This is a genomic window from Oceanispirochaeta sp., from assembly GCF_027859075.1.
Taxonomy (GTDB): Bacteria; Spirochaetota; Spirochaetia; order DSM-2461; family DSM-2461; genus Oceanispirochaeta.
The window spans coordinates 1-2334 of sequence record NZ_JAQIBL010000232.1; the positions used below are offsets into that span (position 1 = coordinate 1).

General features: G+C 48.8%; 3 protein-coding genes. All 3 read left to right on the top strand.

The window, feature by feature from the left end; all coding sequences use genetic code 11:
- Positions 1 to 525, top strand: a 525-nt coding sequence (locus PF479_RS12725) for a thiamine pyrophosphate-dependent enzyme (protein ID WP_298007180.1), incomplete at its 5' end; no start/stop codon positions are given.
- The gene (locus PF479_RS12730; protein WP_298007183.1) at positions 526 to 1461 is read left to right on the top strand and encodes a transketolase C-terminal domain-containing protein; all 936 of its coding nucleotides are present in this window, start codon (positions 526 to 528) and stop codon (positions 1459 to 1461) included.
- Positions 1462 to 1495: 34 nt separating this feature from the next.
- Positions 1496 to 2334 (top strand): FGGY family carbohydrate kinase (locus tag PF479_RS12735; protein WP_298007186.1); only part of this gene is annotated, 839 nt, incomplete at its 3' end.

Consider the following 2334-nt stretch of genomic DNA (forward strand, 5'->3'; position numbering starts at 1 on the left):
TCCCGCCTCCCGGGCCATCGAGTCCGGCTGAAAACCCCGGGAATTGATTTCAACACGGGTGCCCTAGGTCTCGGATTTCCAGTCTCTGTGGGTCTGGCACTGGCGGCTAAGAAGCAGAAAAAAGACTATAAAACCATCCTACTCCTGGGAGATGGAGAACTGGAAGAGGGTTCAAACTGGGAAGCTGCCATGAGTGCGTCACACTTCAAACTGGATAATCTTATTGCCATTGTTGACAGAAACACCTTACAGCTGGCTGACAGAACTGAAACGATCATGGCTCTGGAACCTCTGGCAGACAAGTTCAGGGCTTTCGGATTTTCTGTCTGTGAAATTAATGGGAATGCTCCGGATGAGATCATCACCACACTGATGTCCTGCAAGACTGGAGGAGGAAAGCCTCATATGATCATTGCACATACAAAAAAAGGAAAGGGTGTTTCCTTTATAGAAGACAAGCCTGCCTGGCATCACAAGATTCCTGTCGGGGACGAAATTAAAAAAGCTATTGAGGAATTGGAGTAGATGAAAAAAGAAATAAGAGATTCATTCGTTCAGACTCTGATAAAGATGAAAAAAGAAAATGACAAGCTTATTGTACTGGTCAGTGATTCTACCTCCACCTGCCGGATCGGCCCCTTTATGCAGGAATATCCTGACTCCGTTGTGAACGTTGGTATTGCTGAGCAGAACATGGTGGGAATTGCAGCAGGAATGTCCCTGGGAGGGATGATTCCCTTCACAGCCAATGCGACTCCTTTTCTGATGGGGCGATCCAACGAACAGGTAAAAACAGACATCTGTTATTCCAATACCAATGTGAAACTGGTAGGACTGAATCCTGGATTTGCTTATGGGTCACTGGGACCCACACATCACTGCCTGGACGATCTGTCAACAGCTCTGTCCTTCGGGAATATCGAGATATTTGCCCCTTGTGATCCTGAAGAAACCGCTCAGATCACCCGTTATGCCTTCGAAAAAGAAGGACCCGTCTATATCCGTCTCGACAGCTTTCAGGCGGAGGAGATTCATCCTCTGGATTACCAGTTCATACCGGGAGAACCGGTGATGATCAGCGAAGGTACGGATATTTCCATTATCAGTACAGGAACGATTGTCCATGAAACTCTGGCTGCAGCGGATCTCCTGAAGACAAAAGGTGTCAGTGTCCGGATTATCAACATCCCCTCTCTCCGTCCGCTGAACCGGGATGCCCTGGCGGAATTGATCCCTTCAGCCTCCAGAGTGCTGACCATCGAGGAACATAGTACTCACGGGGGCCTGGGCGATCTTGTCTCCGAAATTATTTTAGAGAAGGGATTGAACTGCCGGATCAGAAAGCTGGGCGTACCATCTGGAACATTCGCACCCGCATCTCCCCGGGAAGACATAAAAAAAGACTTCAATCTTTATGCTGAGGGTATAATGACTGAAAGCATTGCTTTGCTGAAAGGCTGAAAGCTGAGGATCGAAGAATAAGGACTGAAAAACTATGAAACAGGATTTAATACTCGCCATAGATCAGGGAACCAGTGGTTCCAAGGCTGTTCTTTTCAATACGACCGGAGAGATCATCAGTGACGGACGTGCTCCTCTGGGTTCAATTTATCCCCAGGATGGATATGTTGAACAGTCGGGGGCGGAGCTGTACAGCTCAGTTCTGAATGCCGTTAAAAACTCTATCGACGAGGCCGAAAAGAAGGGATATTCCCGAAAAGATATCCGCTGCTGCGGCATATCCAATCAGAGAGAAACCTTTATACTCTGGGACAAAGAGGGAAACCCTCTTCATAATGCCGTTGTCTGGCAATGCAAGCGCTCCATAAAACTCTGCCTTGAAATGAAGTCCCAAGGTCTGGAAAAGGAGATCAGAGAAAAAACGGGCCTCTTCCTTGATCCCTACTTCTCGGGTACAAAAGTGTCCTGGCTGAATAAATACAATGAAAAAGTCGCCCGGGCCATCCGCAGCGGCTCCGCCTATTTCGGAACAGTGGATACATGGCTTCTCTACTGCCTGACCGGCGGTAGAGAGTACAAGACTGACTACACCAACGCCTCCAGAACCATGCTGTTTAATATCAGAACCCTGGATTGGGATGAGGAGATCCTTCGTACTATGGGCCTGGAAGGCCTGAACCTTCCGCAAGCCCTGCCCTCTTCATCTCCCTTTGGAAGCTCAGATTTCGACGGAATACTCCCCTCTCCGCTACCTATCAGCGGGATATTGGGAGACTCCCATGCCGCGGCATTCGGGGAACGATGCTTCCATCCCGGTAATGCCAAAGCAACATTGGGCACGGGTTCCTCCATTCTGATGAACACAGGCGCAAT